Origin of the sequence: Streptococcus mitis (genome assembly GCF_905187535.1) — a bacterium.
Lineage (GTDB): Bacteria > Bacillota > Bacilli > Lactobacillales > Streptococcaceae > Streptococcus > Streptococcus mitis_BS.
The window spans coordinates 1-16,017 of the sequence record NZ_CAJJIE010000050.1; the positions used below are offsets into that span (position 1 = coordinate 1).

Annotated in this window: 14 protein-coding genes and 8 tRNA genes; 1 reads left to right on the forward strand and 21 read right to left on the reverse strand. The window is 40.9% G+C overall.

The annotated features are described in order from the left end of the window. Nucleotides 1-51 precede the first annotated feature (51 nt). The 5 genes from JQ841_RS05665 to tgt form a co-directional block, all read right to left on the reverse strand. A complete protein-coding gene (locus JQ841_RS05665) occupies nt 52-417 on the reverse strand; it encodes a DUF1033 family protein (protein ID WP_000286405.1) in 366 nt (121 codons plus the stop codon). Nucleotides 418-568: 151 nt separating this feature from the next. Next, on the reverse strand, nt 569-1,627 hold the full coding sequence (locus tag JQ841_RS05670) for a zinc-dependent alcohol dehydrogenase family protein (protein WP_084923226.1): 1,059 nt from the start codon (nt 1,625-1,627) through the stop codon (nt 569-571). A gap of 162 nt (nt 1,628-1,789) precedes the next feature. Beyond that, complete coding sequence (nagA, locus tag JQ841_RS05675) at nt 1,790-2,941, reverse strand: N-acetylglucosamine-6-phosphate deacetylase (RefSeq protein WP_001134550.1); 1,152 nt, start codon at nt 2,939-2,941, stop codon at nt 1,790-1,792. 151 nt (nt 2,942-3,092) lie between these two features. Next, nucleotides 3,093-4,910, reverse strand: coding sequence for an acyltransferase family protein (locus JQ841_RS05680; RefSeq protein ID WP_004257479.1), 1,818 nt, complete (start codon nt 4,908-4,910; stop codon nt 3,093-3,095). 100 nt (nt 4,911-5,010) lie between these two features. Continuing rightward, nucleotides 5,011-6,153, reverse strand: a complete 1,143-nt coding sequence (gene tgt / locus JQ841_RS05685) for a tRNA guanosine(34) transglycosylase Tgt (protein WP_203180386.1) — start codon at nt 6,151-6,153, stop codon at nt 5,011-5,013. A gap of 116 nt (nt 6,154-6,269) precedes the next feature. Here tgt and JQ841_RS05690 point away from each other — a divergent pair, with 116 nt between their 5' ends. Beyond that, a complete protein-coding gene (locus tag JQ841_RS05690; RefSeq protein WP_203180387.1) occupies nt 6,270-7,127 on the forward strand; it encodes a DUF975 family protein in 858 nt (285 codons plus the stop codon). Nucleotides 7,128-7,152: 25 nt separating this feature from the next. Here the strand turns inward: JQ841_RS05690 and pcp are convergent, their stop codons facing one another. From pcp to JQ841_RS05770, 16 genes are all read right to left on the reverse strand, one after another. Beyond that, nucleotides 7,153-7,797, reverse strand: a complete 645-nt coding sequence (pcp, locus tag JQ841_RS05695; protein WP_203180388.1) for a pyroglutamyl-peptidase I — start codon at nt 7,795-7,797, stop codon at nt 7,153-7,155. A gap of 112 nt (nt 7,798-7,909) precedes the next feature. Continuing rightward, entirely contained in the window at nt 7,910-8,272 is a 363-nt protein-coding gene (locus JQ841_RS05700) for a DUF1304 domain-containing protein (protein WP_203180389.1), read from the reverse strand. Nucleotides 8,273-8,282: 10 nt separating this feature from the next. Beyond that, nucleotides 8,283-8,708, reverse strand: a complete 426-nt coding sequence (locus tag JQ841_RS05705) for a MarR family winged helix-turn-helix transcriptional regulator (protein ID WP_203180390.1) — start codon at nt 8,706-8,708, stop codon at nt 8,283-8,285. A gap of 308 nt (nt 8,709-9,016) precedes the next feature. Beyond that, nucleotides 9,017-10,222: a LysM peptidoglycan-binding domain-containing protein gene (locus tag JQ841_RS05710; protein ID WP_203180391.1), complete on the reverse strand. Its 1,206-nt coding sequence runs from the start codon at nt 10,220-10,222 to the stop codon at nt 9,017-9,019. A gap of 162 nt (nt 10,223-10,384) precedes the next feature. After that, on the reverse strand, nt 10,385-11,008 hold the full coding sequence (locus JQ841_RS05715; protein ID WP_203180392.1) for an HAD family hydrolase: 624 nt from the start codon (nt 11,006-11,008) through the stop codon (nt 10,385-10,387). Nucleotides 11,009-11,011: 3 nt separating this feature from the next. Further along, nucleotides 11,012-12,292, reverse strand: a complete 1,281-nt coding sequence (locus JQ841_RS05720; RefSeq protein ID WP_203180393.1) for an MATE family efflux transporter — start codon at nt 12,290-12,292, stop codon at nt 11,012-11,014. A gap of 60 nt (nt 12,293-12,352) precedes the next feature. Then, nucleotides 12,353-13,837, reverse strand: a complete 1,485-nt coding sequence (gene thrC, locus JQ841_RS05725; RefSeq protein WP_203180394.1) for a threonine synthase — start codon at nt 13,835-13,837, stop codon at nt 12,353-12,355. Between the two features lie 75 nt (nt 13,838-13,912). Beyond that, on the reverse strand, nt 13,913-15,190 hold the full coding sequence (locus tag JQ841_RS05730) for a glutamate-cysteine ligase family protein (protein WP_203180395.1): 1,278 nt from the start codon (nt 15,188-15,190) through the stop codon (nt 13,913-13,915). Between the two features lie 107 nt (nt 15,191-15,297). Then, nucleotides 15,298-15,381 (reverse strand) — tRNA-Leu (locus tag JQ841_RS05735). A 9-nt stretch (nt 15,382-15,390) separates the two neighbouring features. Further along, nucleotides 15,391-15,462: transfer RNA gene (locus JQ841_RS05740), tRNA-Gln, on the reverse strand. A 13-nt stretch (nt 15,463-15,475) separates the two neighbouring features. After that, a tRNA-His gene (locus JQ841_RS05745) sits at nt 15,476-15,548 on the reverse strand. 14 nt (nt 15,549-15,562) lie between these two features. Next, a tRNA-Trp gene (locus JQ841_RS05750) sits at nt 15,563-15,633 on the reverse strand. Nucleotides 15,634-15,637: 4 nt separating this feature from the next. Then, nucleotides 15,638-15,718 (reverse strand) — tRNA-Tyr (locus tag JQ841_RS05755). Nucleotides 15,719-15,730: 12 nt separating this feature from the next. Continuing rightward, nucleotides 15,731-15,803: transfer RNA gene (locus JQ841_RS05760), tRNA-Phe, on the reverse strand. 3 nt (nt 15,804-15,806) lie between these two features. Further along, nucleotides 15,807-15,880: transfer RNA gene (locus tag JQ841_RS05765), tRNA-Met, on the reverse strand. A 9-nt stretch (nt 15,881-15,889) separates the two neighbouring features. After that, nucleotides 15,890-15,979, reverse strand: a tRNA-Ser gene (locus JQ841_RS05770). Between the last annotated feature and the right edge of the window lie 38 nt (nt 15,980-16,017).

Here is a 16,017-nt window from a genome sequence, read left to right on the forward strand (position 1 = left end):
CTTAAATTAATTGTCTAACTTTTTGGGGTCAGTACAAAAGTTACTTTTTCTCTATTTTAATTTCATACGGCAAGAACGGTGCCTTTCCTTACCTGTTTGTTTTTCATAGCCTGGACGTAATTTTTCATCTGGGATAACCTGCTCATCCTGCAAAAGAGCTAAAGAATGGTATTGTTGTAAATACTCATCACATTCATCACACCAGCGTTGGTCTTCTGGATCCCAAAAAATAGTCATCAAGTCACTTCTACTTTTATAAAGAGGGGATTCTTGTTCCAATCTAAACCAGCAAGTTTTGTAGTATTTGAGAGCATCATAATACTGGTCAAATTTCTTACTTGCTACAATATCTTCTTCCCAACCTTCTAAGAACCACCAGGGTTCAAAATCTCCATACATTTCTATAACACGATACATATTCATTCAATTCCTTTGTATCGTATATTATAACTAATTCCGCCAGACAAGGAAAGAAATATGCTCATTTCTTAATTTTTTTGATAAAAAATCCAGCCATACTATGATGACTGAATTTCTATTTGCTTATGTTCCAAAATCTTGTTACTACCTAGGCTTCAGAAATATCGTTTTCAATAATGACCTTGATTGCATGGTGGTCTGCTGCCTTACTGAATACTTCATAAGCTTTTTCAATTTCACTGAGTTTGAAATAATGGGTTACCAATTTTTCTGGTTCAATCTTATGACTTTCAAGAGCTTTCAACAATTGTGGAGTGGTATTTGTAGATACCAAACCAGTTGTTACATTGATGTTGCGAATCCAAAGTTTGTCCAAATCGAATTCGACTGGTTTACCATGTACACCACAGTTGGCAACTGTTCCGTCTATACCGATAATCTTTTGACAGAAATCAAATGTTGCAGGAATACCAACAGCTTCGATAGCAACATCTACACCACGACCATCTGTCAAATCATAAATTTCTTTAATGGCTTTTTCAGGGTCTGAAGAATTAACCTTGTGAGTCGCACCAAATGATACAGCAGTTTTCAAGCGGTTATCGTCTAAGTCCACCATAATCAATTTGGCTGGTGAGTAGAACTGAGCTGTCAAAAGAGCAGCCAATCCAACTGGACCTGAACCAATAATGGCTACGCTGCAACCAGGTTCTACTTTCCCTTTCAAGACACCAATTTCATATCCAGTAGGTAGAATGTCTGATAGCATAACCAAGGCTTCATCTGACAAGTCTTCTGGAGTATGGTAAAGAGTGTTATCTGCGTGAGGGACACGTAGATATTCAGCCTGCATACCGTCAATCAAGTGACCGAAAATCCAGCCCCCTTCGTCTTCACAATGGGCATAAATTCCTTTTTTACAGTAGTAGCATTTACCACAGGCACAGACACAAGAAATCAAGACCTTGTCGCCTTTTTTGAAATTCGAAACTCCTTCTCCAACTTCTTCAACAATCCCAATCCCTTCGTGACCAAGAATGGTACCACTTTGGCAAGCAGGAACATCCCCTTTGATAATATGGAGGTCTGTTCCACAAATAGTAGTTTTTACGATACGCACAATAGCGTCTGTTGGCTTGCGAATAACTGGTTTGTCTACATCAACAAAAGAAGCAAGTCCTGGTTTAACATAAGTATAGGCTTTCATAAAGCTTTCCTCCGTTTTTTTATTTGTACTATTTATAATATAATTGTAAGCCTTTTCATTTGCTTATTCAAGTCTTTTTGTGATTTTCTTAACTTTTTTATTTACCAGTAAAGTACCCTGCATAAAAAAGCAGAAGCTAGTATCTAACTCCTGCTTTCTCTCTTATGCTTGATAACGTTTCACGCCATCTAGATAGGTTGCTACCAATTCCAAATCTTTATCTAGTACGATAAAGTCAGCATCATAACCTTCACGAATTTGTCCACAGACATCGTCAATATTAACAGATTTAGCTGGGTTAAGGCTGGCCATCATGACCGCTTCATGCGGATTCGCAATTCCCCATTCGACAACATTTCTCATACCATCTTTAAGTTTGAGAATAGAACCTGCCAAATTACCAGTAGATTTGAGACGTGCAGTTCCATTTGCTACTACAACAGGGAATTCTCCCAACATATAGTCACCGTCTTCAAGCCCACCAGCTGTCATACAGTCCGTAATAAGAGCGATGTTTTCTGTCCCCTTTTGCTTAAGTAAAATCTCACAAGCTTTTGGATCTACGTGATAACCATCACAGATCAATTCTGCGTAAGTATGTGGGAGCTCATACATAGCTCCTACCATACCTAGTTCGCGGTGTGTTAAACCACGCATCCCATTATAGGCATGTACCCATACACTAGCTCCAGCATCAACTGCCTTCTTAGCTTGTTCAAATGTCGCATCTGAGTGTCCAAGTGCAACTGTCACACCTTCACCTGTAATAGTACGTACAAAATCTTCCACCCCATCACGTTCTGGTGCAATAGCGATTTTATTTAGCATCCCTTTTGCAGCATCCTGCCAAGAATGAAACTCCTCAACACCCGGGTCTCTCATATAAGTTGGATTTTGTGCCCCCTTAAAAGTTTCTGTGAAATATGGACCTTCATAATAAATTCCACGAATCTTAGCACCTGTAGCTTCTTTATAATGGTTTCCAAGATTTTCAGTGACTGCAAGCAATTGCTCATAAGTGGCTGTTAAAGTTGTGGGCAAGAAACTGGTAACACCGGTACTAAGAAGTCCTTCACTCATAGTATGCAATGTACCTTCAATGTTGTTGTCCATCACATCTACACCTGCATATCCATGAATATGAGTATCCACAAGACCTGGTGCAATGCTATAACCAGTATAGTCAAGAACCTCTGCTCCTTCAGGAATTTGATCCACATGTTTCCCAAATTTGCCATCAACAAGTTCTAAGTACCCACCGCGACGAATGCCAAATGGATAGAAAAACTGATCCGCTTTAACGTAATTAGGCATAATAATGACCTCCTTAAAAGATTACTTTTGATATTTATTATGTCAATTACATTATAAACCTTTCTGATTCATTTGTAAATGGTATAGACCTATTTTCTAGAGATATTTTAAAAGAGCTGGATTTCTCCAACTCTTCTCTTTTTAATACAAGTTATTTTGATTTGACTGGCTTGTCTTGAGCTGTTTGCAAGGCTGTAGCAATGGTATCTGCATACAATTTAGCTCCTGCTTCAATCTTACTATTGTCACTTCCAAAATGGACTTGGTCTGTTCCAGTCCAGATCTCTGGATGCTCTTTCGCAACTTGGTTCCAATCTGCTATCGTGATGTAAGGAGTCTTCTCTGCCAATTCTCTCATATAGGCAGCCTCTTTCTCAACGATTGCATAGGTCTCTTTTGTCTTATCTCCCTCATAAGGAGTCACCAAAACCATATGGTGGCCCTTAGGAAGATTTTTTACGATACTATCCCAGTCTTCCTTGTAATTTTCAGGATTATTTACCCCAGTTGCAATAACCACCATCTTTGGTAGAAATTTATTCTGGCTATTGTTGAGCATGATTTCGTTGGCGGTCTTGGTTGTTCTGCTGACTTGTGCATTAATCTGTGCTCCAGGAAGGGCTGTCTGCAAGGCTGTATTAGCTCTTAGTGCTACCGAATCACCAATTAACATAGTGCCATCAGCAATTCCTAAACTATCAGCTTCTGCTCGTTCTGTCATCACCTTGGTCTGGCTAATATTTGTTGCAGCTTGCTTCAAGCCATTGACAGTTAAGTCTGTCTCAAAAGCTCCCACTTGTGGTGCCAGCAAAGTTACTAAGAAGACAATGAAGGCCAAGATTCCAGTACTTGCTGCAAGGATTGTGTGAATATGAGGCAGGGGACGAAGGGCTTGTATAATAGGTGTGTTCTTTCCCGCAATCCAAGGTTCCAGCACATAAAATGACAGGCTGGCAAATCCATAAGAAAAAAACAAAGTCAGTAACACAGCAAGAAGATTTGATGTCAACTGTGAGAAAATGATATAGAAAGGCCAATGGAAAAGATAAACCGCATAGCTAGTATCCGCTAAAAAGCTGATAATCTTTGGCTCCTGCATGTTAGGAGTCTTTTCATGTAAGACACGCGCCGCCAGAATCATAGCAAGGGCTGCAAGGCTGGCAAGCAAGAAGCCCATAAGATAGGCAAAGAGATAGGTAAATTTGACAAAGAAGGTCAAAATGAGTAAGAATCCAAAACCTCCTCCAAAAACCAAAAGGGTCTTGCGTAAATCCCAGATTTTATCCAATTGCTTAACTAGGGAAGTCGTCTGACGAACGCCTACAATCGTTGCTAACACACTTCCCAAAAAGAATGGATAGATATGAGTTAAACTGGAGAAGTAAACAGAAGAATAAGAAGTTACTAGAAAACTACCAATAAACATAGAGAAGAAGCTGATCAAGAAGGCAGCAGCAGACAAGAGAAAGACCATTCCCTTCAACTGACCATTTGATTTAGCCTGTTTGGATAAGAACCAAACTGCCAAGCCCCAGAGGATATAGTAGTGAACCTCAACAGCCAAGCTCCAATTATGAACAAACAAATGAGGAATGAACTGAGATTCATAACTTCCTCCTGTTAGAAGTTCATAGAAGTTGGTCATGAAGCCTAAGACACCCGCAATTTGACCCCCAATTCCAGCCACATAATCTTGGCGAACTAGAAAGGTAAAGGGCATGGTTACCAAGACCATCAAAACCACAGGTGGTACGATACGATAAAAGCGTCTCCTAAAAAATCCAACCAAATCAATTTCATGATTTTTAGAAAATTCTTCGATAAGTAGAGCTGTAATCAGGAAACCTGAAAATGTAAAAAAGACATCTACCCCGAAAAATCCTCCAGGAAAGATCGTCTGAAAGAAATGATACAAGAGTACCAGTAGTAAACCTGTAATCCTAATCAAGGAAAACCATTTAATGCGCATACGAGTTTATTCTTCCTTTCATTGTACACTTTATTCTATCAAAAAAAGAAGAAAAATCCTAAGAGAAAACTTAGGATTTTTAGCTTATATCTATTCTGTTTTAGAAATTACGTCCTGACTTATTATAGCCATATTTTTCCACAAAATACTCACGGAATTCCAAAAGATTATCATCCATGATGGCTTGTCGCACTTGCTTCATCAGGTTAAGCAAGAAGTAAAGATTGTGGTAGCTAGTCAAGCGGATACCAAAGGTTTCATCAGCCTTGAGGAGGTGACGAAGGTAGGCGCGTGTGTAGTTCTTACATGTGTAGCAATCACATTCAGGATCCAGTGGCGTAAGGTCCTCAGCAAACTGGGCATTTTTGACAACCAAACGACCTTGGCTGGTCATACAAGTCCCGTTACGAGCAATTCGAGTCGGCAAGACACAGTCAAACATATCCACCCCACGAATGACCCCATCAATCAAGCTATCTGGCGCTCCCACCCCCATCAAATAGCGAGGTTTGTTTTCAGGCAGCAGTTGAGTTGTAAAGTCCAAGACGGCATTCATCTCTTCGTGGGGTTCTCCCACTGCCAAACCACCGATAGAGTAACCTGGAAAGTCCATGCTGACAAGGTCATGAGCTGATTGGCGACGCAGGTCTTCAAATCCTGCCCCCTGTACAATCCCAAACAAACCTTGGTCATGTGGACGACGATGAGCCTTTAAACCACGCTCAGCCCAACGACTAGTACGCTCGATTGATTTCTTAACGTAGTCGTATGGTTGATAAAACTGGGGACATTCGTCAAAGGACATCATGATGTCTGAGCCCAAATTATTCTGAATAGAGATGGCTTTTTCTGGTGATAGGAACATCTTAGAACCATTGAGATGGTTTTTAAAGGTTACCCCTTCTTCTGTGATATTGCGGCTATCTGCTAGGGAATAAACCTGAAAACCACCACTATCTGTCAAAATAGGCTGGTCCCAATTCATGAACTTGTGGAGACCACCTGCGCGTGCGATGAGTTCATCTCCAGGGCGAAGCCAGAGATGATAGGTGTTTGATAGGATAATTCCCGAACCCATCTCCTTCAATTCTTCAGGCGACTGAGTTTTGACAGTAGCTTGAGTTCCAACTGGCATAAACATAGGTGTTGGGAAGGTACCGTGGGGAGTGATGATTTCTCCCAGACGAGCTCCTGTGTGTTTTTCTTTCTTAATCAAACGATATTTGATTGGTGAATCTGACATTTTTTACCTCCGAAGCTGGGAAAAACAGTCCCAGTTCATACTTTGTGCCCAAGGGCATACTGTATGATTTTATCAAAAAAAGTAGGAACTGTCACGAACTATGGTATAATGAGAGAATGAAATACCCAAAAATTGATTTAAAAACCATTCGTCTACAGTCCAGACAATTTCAGGCTGAAAATCCCCGCCTCTTTCTCGTCTATCTCTTACCGAGCATGCTGGTCATCTTGTCTGGCTTCCTCAATCCCTTAGAACGTATCAACGAGTCTATTTTAGAGCAATCCTTTTTAAGCGTGCTTGGCCATGTATTCCAAGCCTACCTTTTTCCACTATCAGTCTCCTTTATCGGGGCAATACTTCTAACCAGCTCAGTCTATACAACACTGAAACTCATCAAGAATCCAGATACAGAACTATTCGTCAAAAATAGTCTCACTCTCTTTAACGAAGAGCACTTTTCACAAACCTTTTTGACTCTCCTTCTCAAACGCTTCTATCTCTTCTTATGGAGTATTCCTAGTTTACTCGGGATTTATTTCCTCTTTTACAGTAGCTTTTTAGCAAAGAAATTCATTGTCCTTCATCCTGAGTTTCCCAATCTGGATCTCTCATCAGTTGAAACTGAAGGCTTCCTCATGACCTTTGGGCTTTACGTTCTAGCAAGTATCTTCTTGATGATTGTCGGAAATAGTCTCTATATTCCACAATACTATGCCTATTCTCAGGTAGAATTTCTCCTCTGTGACACCCTAGCCTTGGGACAAGCCAAACCAGGACAAATCCTTAAAACCAGCCGTTTCCTGATGAAAGGTTACAAGTTCCAGCGTTTCGTCCTAGACTTACAACTCCTTCCTTGGTACTTCCTCAATTGGATTACCTTTGGAATTGCTAGTTTCTCACTCCTACCCTACATTCAAATCAATAAAATGATTTTTTACAGAGCAGTCCTGGCTCGAAAACGTCCAAAAGCTTGAAGGTTTTCCCTCAAGCTTTTTTCTATCAATGAGTTTCTCCGCCCACCAACTTGAGATCCTGATCTCCATGTTCTATAATGGCGCCGATTGCCGCTTCTAGCCCTCGCCTAATATCCACTAAACTCATAGCTGGGGTGGTAGGTCGATTTACCACCTGTTCCATCATATAAGGAATGTGCATAAACCCTGCCTTAACCTGTGGAAATTTCTTTTCTACCAAATAGAGGGCCTGATACATCAAATGATTGCAGACAAAAGTCCCTGCTGTATTGGAAACAGAGGCCGGCAATCCCTCTTTTTTTATAGCCTGAACCATCGCTTTAATCGGCAAACTACTAAAGTAGGCCGAGGCACCATCTGGGCGAATGGGAAGGTCAATCGGTTGATTGCCTTCATTATCAGGAATGCGTGCATCGTCTTGATTAATGGCCACTCGTTCAGGTGTCAAGCTAGATCTTCCACCAGCTTGCCCAATACAAAGGACAAAGTCAGGTTGATAACGATTCATCTCTTCTTCCAACACTTGAGCCGATTTGTGAAAGACTGTTGGCACTTCTAGACAACGGACCTCAGCACCATGGATTTCAGCTGGTAAACCTTTAATGGCCTCCAAAGCTGGATTGACCTTTTCCCCTCCAAAGGGCTCAAAACCTGTCACTAATACTTTCATTTCTAACTCCTTACAAATGATTTCATGAAACACTTTTCTTAAAGACAAGTATAACATATTTCCCTTACTCTGGAGTGAAAAGGATTAGCGAGACTAGAATCAACCTTCAAGTTTATTTAAAGAGGAAAATACTAATCAAGGTCAAAATAGCTGGTCCACCTTGCTTCAAAATAATTTTCTTATCCGCTGTGAGAGAGCCATAAGCCGCAGCACCAATCACAAATAAGACAAAAATAGTCACGATTTCTAAATTCTGTGAGAAATAAATACCATACAGGAGAAAGACTCCTAGCAGACCGTTATAAATCCCTTGATTTTTAAACAGTGAACTTACCGACGGACGAGCCAGTTCTTCCTTGTCCATGTTAAAGACACGACTGGTTGCATCTGATTGCGTTGCAATACTTTCCAAATAAAAAATGTAAAAATGCTCCAAAGCAACGATTGTTGCTAAAATGATTGTCATAATTGACATCTATTTCTCCTTAAATTTCTATATTCTCAATACCCAAAACCAATTTATTTAATAAACGGCTGAGTTCTGTTCTTTCAGACTCTGTTAAGATACTTTCCATCTCTTGCTTAACCTTGATATGTTTCAGAGGAGGATTCACCACTAACTGCTCCTTGGCATACTTCGTAGCCTCTACCAAGACTTCCCGCTGATTTTTAGGATTGCGATGGCGCTCCACCAAACCTTCCTTTTCTAAAATCTTGAAATGTCTTGTCAAAGCAGCCTGATCAATCTTCAAACGCTCCTGAACCGCTATTTGATTACAAGGGGAATGTTTCAGCAGAAACAGTAAAATCTGATACCGTGTCAAACTAATCCCAAGCCTTTTTTCAAACAATTGCGTACTCGCTTGCTCAGACAAGCGGAGTTGATAAAGTAAATCTTGAATCTCTATCATTTCTTTCTCTTTTCTATTGATTCATCAATAATTGACTAATCAATTATATTATAAAATAAAATAGATTGCAAGAATGTTGCTTGGATTATTACAAAATGCTAACTTCCATTTTCCATTCATATTGATACTCAATGAAAATCAAAGAGCAAACTAGGAAGCTAGCCGCAGGTTGTACTTGAGTACGGCAAGGAGACGTTGACGTAGTTTGAAGAGACTTTCGAAGAGTATGACAAAGAAAAACGAACGAGACTTACTTCCAATCATGAAAGCTAGATCTCATTCGTCAAAATGATATTACCAAGTCTGGTTTATCCATTCATTGAAACGTGAACGTGATCATAGTGATTTTCTGTCACGCTACCACGGTCTGGCATTGGGTTCCAAGTATTAGCTGGCCCATATTTGCTATCGAATGGAGCATAGAAACGTTGTTTCCAAATAATGTAACTAATTCCACGGCTGGCCATGTTTTGAATAGCGTATTCCGCAATCTTATCCCCTAGTTCTGAACTTTCTGGTACCATAAAGTCGATAGCCAAACCTTTTCCGTGATCTCCACTGTCTCCTGGACGGTAACCACTAAAGGATGTGATGCCAAACAAGTTGGCGATTTCTTCTTTAAAGGCAGCTGTTTGTGGTTGAAGGCCAGCATTTTCAGATTTCGCTACTGCCAGTCCAGCGTAATCGGGCGCAGCTGGAGCCGCGTAAGTTGTTGAAACTGTTTTCGCCTCTTCTGGTTGATAAGTAGAAACTGCTGCTGTAGCTTCACTTGATGATGCTACTTCTTTTGCTTCTTCTGAACTTGTTGCAGTTGTTTCAGGTGCTTTTTCTTCTACTGGTATTGTGGTTGCTTCCACTGCTGATTCAGTTTGAGTGCTTGCTTGTGTTTCATCTTTCTCAGCTGGAGTCGTTGCCTGAGGAGCTGCTTCTGCAACTGCACTACTTGTTTCGGCTGTTTGCTCCTCTGGGACAGAAGTTTCTGTAGATGGTGCCACTTTTTCTGCAGTAGCAACTTTCTCTGCAACTTCTGAACTTGATGCCACTTCTTTTGTTCTTGTAGTTTCTACCGCTTTTGGAGCTTCTGCAATCGGTTGAGAAAGGTCTGCAACCTGAACAGTTTGATCATCAACCGTCACTTGATTGGTTGTCAAATCTGCTGTCGCAGTTGTCACTTCTTCACTAGAGTCTGCTTGAGGAGTTTGGATTTCAACTTCTGTTACTTCTTCAGCTTCATTGACAGTCGTTGTCAAAACAGTTTCTGGGAAAATCAAGTCCATATTAGTGATTTTATTCAAATTCGCAAGAACTGTGACATCTACACCCAAGGCTTCTGCAATAGTGCTCAGAGTATCACCATATTGAACGGTATAACTAGTTTTGTTGTCCGTTTTAGTCAAATCATTTTGAATTTGCTCAACACTACGTGCAGTCCAAAGAACTTCTTCTGCTTGAGTTGCCAATACTGGGGCAAATGATAGAGCTACCGTTGAGGCTAATAATATTCTTTTCTTCATTCTTTCAAATTCCTTTCAAATGAGTACCTGTCTATCATAACACAAAAAAAGAAGAAAAAAAGCCCTCTCGGGCCTATTTAATAGAACTGTCTATTCCTTGTAACAAACTCAGTTACTTGAAATAGTTTGTTAGGTCTCTGTCACAAAACTGACACAATCTTTTTATTGCTCAGCCTCAAAAAAACGGGAAATATCTGCTAACGCTTGAATCCTGTGATTTCCTTCATAAGTCGACTCTAAAAAGTTGATACTTTGAATCCCACTATTCTGGGCAAATTCCACATCCAGAGTCCGATCCCCTATATAATAGGTCTTCTCAGAATCCAACTGATACTTGCCTAACAGATAGTTAGCCGCTTCTGAACTAGGTTTACGCGCAAAGCCACTCTGACTGGTTAAAATCTCTGTAAAATAAGATTCCAAACCCAAGTCTCTTAGAATGGTAAAAGCATTATCTCCTTTATGAGTGTAGACAAACTGTTGAATTCCTACTTGGTCTGCCCAATTCAACACCTCACGCGCACCTGACATCAAAACTACCTGGGCATTTTTTTCAGCCAGACTCTGGGCACGCACCTGATTTAGCACTTCCACATCAAGTTTTCTCTCTTCCGCCACCTGCACAAGTAAATCCTGCACAGAATACTTGAGGATAAACTCTCTCACCTTCTCCTTATCATAAGGAATAGAAAACTGAGCAAAAGTTTCCTCAATCCCTGATAAAATCGCTTCATAAGAGTCCAATAAAGTCCCGTCTAAATCCCAAATAAAAGCTGTTTTTTGCATTTCCTATCCTTTCAAGCTCATATAACGCTGGTAACGGTAACGTAGAAATAACCAACGAAAACCATTATCCAAAAGGGTTCCAGCCCAAATACCGGGCAAGCCCCAACCAAGCACAATCCCCATCAGATATCCTGTTCCAATGCGGATACACCACATTCCTATACTTGTCGCATAAAAGGGAAGCCGAGCATTGCCCAAACCCTGCCAGACTGCTGTATAGATGACTGTTCCTATCGTCATAGGAGTACCAAGTAGTGAAAAAAGTGTCACTAGCACACTAGCCTCCACCGCTAGAGAATCAGTCGTATAGAGATGAGTTAGTGGTATACCCAAGGCATAGACACTAAGCGTCAAGGGCAACATGAGAAGCAGAGAAAGCCAAAAGGTTTGCTTGCTCAAATTAGCTACTCTTTCCCAATTATCCTCTCCAACTGCTCGAGCTACCAGCATGACCGTTGCAGTAGCGACGCCAAAGGCAGGCATATAGTTAAACTGGGTCAAGACTTCTCCGACTGCATTTCCAGCCACCGCCTCCGTTCCAAAAGAAACAACCAAGGCAATGATCACGACATCTCCAGCCCTCATCATGAGCCTCTCTCCAGCTGCTGGCAACGCTAAGGTCAATAGTTCCTTATCTAAACCAAAAGTCGGTTTCTCAAAAGGCAACTTTAATTGCGACCATAAAATCACAAGACCTACCAAACGAGACAGAATTGTCCCCCAAGCAACACCAGCTATCCCCATATCCAGAACAAAAATAGCTAGACTTGAAAAAAGAATATTCAAGGCATTGGATAAAAAACTAACATAGAGAGGCAGACGTGGATTATGCGTTGCACGAATCAAGGCTCCCAGACTAGTCATTAAACCTAAGAGAACAATCGATCCGCCTACCAAAGATAGGTAGAGTCCACCACTCTCAGCTACATCTCTCTCCGTCCCCAAAAGTCCTATCATCTCTTTCCCAGCAAAGATGGACAAAAATCCTAAAAGGAAACTTAATAGTAAGGTAATCTTCAATGCCTCAGTCACATGATAGGCTAGCATAGATTGATCCTTCTGCCCCAAATTTTTTGAAATAACACTGGAAATAGCAGCTCCCAGAGCGATGAAAATCGCCTGGTAAATCGTGATAATATTGCCAGCTACTGATACACCCGAAATAGCTATCAAGCCCAAGTTGGCTACCAAATAACTGTCCACCATCCCCATGAACATCTGCAAAAAGTTTTCGCCCATAGCTGGCAAGGCAATATTAAGAATATCTTTATTTTTCTTAAACAATCCTTCCTCCTGATGAAAAGAAACTCAGTTGGTTTCCCAACCGAGTTTACTCCCTCTGTCTTAAAGTCCTAGATAATCCTCAACCGCTGCTTGCATATCAGCAGCTGCCACTGTTGTCTTGTGACGAACAGGAGCTGTTTCAAGCCCATCAACTGCTGGCGGCACTGCAACACCTGAGATTTCATGTAATTGAGCCAAGGCTTCAAAGTCAGTCAAGCCAACTTTCCCTGTTACAGCTTCTACTGCAACTACTGGGAACTTGTATGGACTAGCTGTTGAAGCAATCACTGTCTTAGTCGCATCGCCAGTAGCCACTTGGTATTTCTTATAAACTGCTGAGGCAACCGCCGTATGAGGATCCTCAATATAAGAGTCTGACTCATAAACACGTTTGATTTCTGCCGCTGTTTCTTCCTCAGTCGCATATTCAGCTGCAAATAGGTCCAAAATCTCTGCATCAAAGTCTGACAATTCATATTGTCCTTGCGTGTTCAAGGCATTCATAAGTTCAGCTGTCTTTTCAGCATTATTTCCCAAAAGATGGAAAATCAAACGCTCTAAGTTTGAAGAGACCAGAATATCCATAGATGGACTAGTTGTTACCTTAAACTCACGCTTCTTGTCGTAAACACGTGTCTTGAAGAAGTCTGTCAAAACATTGTTATCATTTGAAGCACAGATCAATTTACCAACTGGTAGGCCAATTTGCTTAGCATAAAATGCAGCCAAGATATTTCCAAAGTTTCCAGTTGGCACTGTGAAGTTGACCTTATCACCAGCCACAATCTCACCAGTCTTAACCAACTGAGTATAGGCATAAACATAATAAACAATCTGTGGCACCAAACGACCAATATTCATAGAGTTTGCAGATGAAAATTGCAACTTGTTGGTAGCCAATTTTTCACGAAGGGCTACATCGTTAAACATATGTTTAACATTAGTTTGCGCATCATCAAAGTTACCGTCTATAGCGATAACATGAGTATTGTCGCCAGTCTGAGTGGTCATTTGCAACTCTTGTACCTTGCTGACACCATCCTTTGGATAAAAGACGATAATCTCAGTACCAGGCACATCCGCAAAGCCTGCCATAGCAGCTTTCCCAGTATCACCAGATGTCGCTGTCAAGATGACAATCTTATTCTCCAAACCATGTTTCTTAGCAGCTGTTGTCATAAAGTATGGCAAGATAGACAAGGCCATATCCTTAAAGGCAATCGTTGAACCATGGAAAAGTTCCAAGTTGTATTGCCCGTCTAATTTCACTAATGGTGCGATAGCTGGAGTATCAAATTTGCTATCGTAGGCATTATTGATACAGTAGTCCAACTCCTCAGCTGTAAAGTCATCTAAAAATGCTGACAAAACTAACTTAGCAACTTCCTGATAAGAAGCATCTTTCAATTTGTCAAAGTCCAAATCTACCTTTGGATAAGTAAGCGGTGTAAACAAACCACCGTCCGTCGCCAAACCTTGCAAAATAGCTTGGCTGGCAGTTACTGTATTGTTGGCATCACGCGTTGATTGATAAACTAATGTCATTACTCTCTATCCTTTATCTATAGTCTCTTCCATTATATCATGATTTTTCAGAAAATTCTCCCTTTATAAGAGAAATTATAGGCTCAATTCTTCCTTCAAAGGCTGTAAAAAGGTCATTTCTTGCTTATTTCTCATCTCCAGTCCTTCCTCAGCTAGCAGTAGTAAGTCTTTGGAGAATTCAATAATCGCAGTTTTCTCCCTATCAGTGAGGTTTTTCTTAGAAAACTGTCTCCTTAAAAACCTGTAATCACGACCAAATTCTTTAAAGAAAGTTGCTGTTTCTAGGTAAGCCTCTAACTTATCTAAATTAAGTAACAATCCCAAATGAAAAGCTGCTGAAGCAAAGGTTCTATCTAGAGGTTGGGTACACACACTACGAAACTCAACCGTTCCGCGAGTCGTTAAATCTTGATACTGGTAACTACGATGAGTTTCAAAGTCTTTCTCTTGAGGGTAAATAGAAACCACATTCCCATTAAGATCAAATGCTTGAATTTCAGGTGTAGCCAAATAATCCCTTGCCTGAATGGGATAAAAATAATAGATTTGTTCGTCACGTTCCGCAGTAAAAATTGCAGAATGATCTAGATAATCAAAAAAATCATCCTCATCTTTAAAGAGTCTAGCATTGACCCCGACGTTTTCTGGATATATACCATGCATCGATTCTTCCCAGAAAATATCCCTTGAAATTTTCGTATCCCAATCCGCACCTGTAAACTCAGAGTTTGCAAATAAATAAGCCTTAGCCCCTTCAATTTGGGTAAAAACATTAATCGCTCGTAAGTAGTTAGACTTTGAAACATCCAACTGAACCTGACTCCCACAAATAAACGCTCCGTATTCAGGGAATTGATGTAAGTCTAATTTAGTCACATTTCTACTCAAATTCAAATAGTCCATCAACATCTGATAGCGTGGGTAAGCCACTGGACTATTCTCATTTTTATCCCAGTTGGGATGAATACCACAGCCAACAATAGCATGATTGGATTCGCCTAATTTTCTCTGAATTACATCCATATAATTATTAAAACGATTTTCGACCTCCTGAATTGTTTCGGCCTTACCAAATGCAAACTCAATCGTTGTATAGGAAACTTCAAATAAAATAGCATCCTGACTTACTGGATCCACTAACTGAATAGGGTTTCCAAAATCATCAACCTTTTCGATAGTACAATCCAAAGAAGAAACTAAATATCGGAATAAGTGCTTGATAACTTCAACATCTGTAGCATCCCCTTCTAGATTTGCAACAGGATATTCCAGCTCAATCCCGATAAACAATTCAGGATTTTCTTTAATATTTTTCAAATACCGATGTTTTAATAAATCGATAGAACGAGACATACTATCCTACACTTTCTTAATCTAAATAAAATTTGAATAACTATAATTATACCAAAAATAATATAAAAAAAGAACGAAGATTAACTACGTTCCTTAGCTCTTTACTATACCGGCGGCCGGGGTCGAACCGGCACGTCCTTGCGGACACTGGATTTTGAGTCCAGCGCGTCTGCCAATTCCGCCACGCCGGCAAATAGTAACTGGGGTAGCTGGATTCGAACCAACGCATGAGGGAGTCAAAGTCCCTTGCCTTACCGCTTGGCTATACCCCAATAATATAAAATAGGCGAGTGATGGGGATCGAACCCACGCATGCCAGAGCCACAATCTGGTGTGTTAACCACTTCACCACACCCGCCATAATTCTATTAACACGGGCAGTAGGAATTGAACCCACACTGAAGGTTTTGGAGACCTTAGTTCTACCTTTAAACTATGCCCGTAAAATGGAAGGGGAGGGATTCGAACCCCCGAACCCGAAGGAGCGGATTTACAGTCCGCCGCGTTTAGCCTCTTCGCTACCCTTCCAAAATATATAAATGGCGCGAGACGGAATCGAACCGCCGACACATGGAGCTTCAATCCATTGCTCTACCAACTGAGCTACCGAGCCTTATTGCGGGAGCAGGATTTGAACCTACGACCTTCGGGTTATGAGCCCGACGAGCTACCGAGCTGCTCCATCCCGCGTTAATAAAAAGGAGGATGTGGGATTCGAACCCACGCACGCTTTTACACGCCTGACGGTTTTCAAGACCGTTCCCTTCAGCCGGACTTGGGTAATCCTCCAAAATAGTCCGTACGGGATTCGAACCCGTGTTACCGCC

Bases quoted from the DNA above. Each gene is read 5' to 3' on its own strand.
- JQ841_RS05665 (WP_000286405.1), bottom strand. From the start codon at position 417: ATGTATCGTGTTATAGAAATGTATGGAGATTTTGAACCCTGGTGGTTC.
- JQ841_RS05670 (WP_084923226.1), bottom strand. From the start codon at position 1,627: ATGAAAGCCTATACTTATGTTAAACCAGGACTTGCTTCTTTTGTTGAT.
- nagA (WP_001134550.1), bottom strand. From the start codon at position 2,941: ATGCCTAATTACGTTAAAGCGGATCAGTTTTTCTATCCATTTGGCATT.
- JQ841_RS05680 (WP_004257479.1), bottom strand. From the start codon at position 4,910: ATGCGCATTAAATGGTTTTCCTTGATTAGGATTACAGGTTTACTACTG.
- tgt (WP_203180386.1), bottom strand. From the start codon at position 6,153: ATGTCAGATTCACCAATCAAATATCGTTTGATTAAGAAAGAAAAACAC.
- JQ841_RS05690 (WP_203180387.1), top strand. From the start codon at position 6,270: ATGAAATACCCAAAAATTGATTTAAAAACCATTCGTCTACAGTCCAGA.
- pcp (WP_203180388.1), bottom strand. From the start codon at position 7,797: ATGAAAGTATTAGTGACAGGTTTTGAGCCCTTTGGAGGGGAAAAGGTC.
- JQ841_RS05700 (WP_203180389.1), bottom strand. From the start codon at position 8,272: ATGTCAATTATGACAATCATTTTAGCAACAATCGTTGCTTTGGAGCAT.
- JQ841_RS05705 (WP_203180390.1), bottom strand. From the start codon at position 8,708: ATGATAGAGATTCAAGATTTACTTTATCAACTCCGCTTGTCTGAGCAA.
- JQ841_RS05710 (WP_203180391.1), bottom strand. From the start codon at position 10,222: ATGAAGAAAAGAATATTATTAGCCTCAACGGTAGCTCTATCATTTGCC.
- JQ841_RS05715 (WP_203180392.1), bottom strand. From the start codon at position 11,008: ATGCAAAAAACAGCTTTTATTTGGGATTTAGACGGGACTTTATTGGAC.
- thrC (WP_203180394.1), bottom strand. From the start codon at position 13,837: ATGACATTAGTTTATCAATCAACGCGTGATGCCAACAATACAGTAACT.
- JQ841_RS05730 (WP_203180395.1), bottom strand. From the start codon at position 15,190: ATGTCTCGTTCTATCGATTTATTAAAACATCGGTATTTGAAAAATATT.